1 protein-coding gene is annotated in these 1171 nt (G+C 41.5%); it reads left to right on the top strand.

What is annotated here, in order from left to right; all coding sequences use genetic code 11:
- A partial coding sequence (gene tuf, locus H4J57_RS19460; protein WP_182218777.1) for an elongation factor Tu occupies window positions 1-1107 on the top strand: 1107 nt, incomplete at its 5' end.
- Between the last annotated feature and the right edge of the window lie 64 nt (window positions 1108-1171).

The raw sequence follows: 1171 nt of genomic DNA, 5'->3' as shown, positions 1-1171 counted from the left end.
ACTTTAACAGCTGCTATCTCTGCAGTATTAACTAAAGTACACGGTGGTGAAGTTAAAGATTTCGCACAAATCGATAATGCTCCTGAAGAGCGTGAGCGTGGTATTACAATCAATACTTCTCACATCGAGTACGATACAGAAGTTCGTCACTACGCACACGTAGATTGTCCTGGTCACGCCGATTACATCAAAAACATGATCACCGGTGCTGCACAAATGGATGGTGCTATCTTAGTAGTTGCTGCTACAGATGGTCCTATGCCACAAACACGTGAGCACATCTTGTTATCACGTCAGGTTGGTGTTCCATATATCATCGTATTCATGAACAAATGTGATGTTGTAGATGACGAAGAATTACTAGAATTAGTAGAAATGGAAATTCGTGAACTTCTTTCTGAATATGACTTCCCAGGTGATGATTTACCGGTAATTCAAGGTTCAGCTTTAGGCGCTCTTCAAGGCGACGAAAAGTGGGAAGCAAAAATCATCGAACTTGCTGATCAATTAGATAACTACATTCCAGAGCCAGAGCGTGCAATCGACGGAGCATTCATCATGCCTATCGAAGATGTATTCTCAATTGCTGGTCGTGGTACTGTTGTTACTGGTCGTGTTGAACGCGGTATCATCAAAATTGGTGAAGAAGTAGAAGTTGTTGGTATCCGTGATACTCAAAAATCTACTTGTACTGGTGTTGAAATGTTCCGTAAGCTTCTAGACGAAGGTCGTGCTGGCGAGAACTGTGGTGTACTTTTACGTGGTCTTAAGCGTGAAGATGTTGAACGTGGTCAAGTATTATGTAAGCCTGGTTCAATTTCACCTCATACAAAATTCGAATCAGAAGTATACGTGTTAAGTAAAGATGAAGGTGGTCGTCATACACCATTCTTTAAAGGATACCGTCCACAGTTTTACTTCCGTACAACAGATATCACAGGTGCTGTAGAGCTTCCTGAAGGTGTTGAAATGGTAATGCCTGGCGACAACTTGAAATTTGTTGTAGAGCTAATCAACCCAGTAGCGATGGATGAAGGTTTACGCTTCGCTATCCGTGAAGGTGGTCGTACTGTTGGTGCTGGTGTTGTATCTAAAATCATCGCATAATTGCAGATTTTAGTTCTCACGAGAACTTAAAGAAAAGACGCTTAGGCGTCTTTTTTTATATCTA

The sequence above is a fragment of the Colwellia sp. BRX8-7 genome (assembly GCF_014077275.1).
Lineage (GTDB): Bacteria > Pseudomonadota > Gammaproteobacteria > Enterobacterales > Alteromonadaceae > Colwellia_A.
The sequence above is the reverse complement of the archived record's forward strand: the minus strand, read 5'-3'. Positions and strand labels throughout refer to the sequence as shown.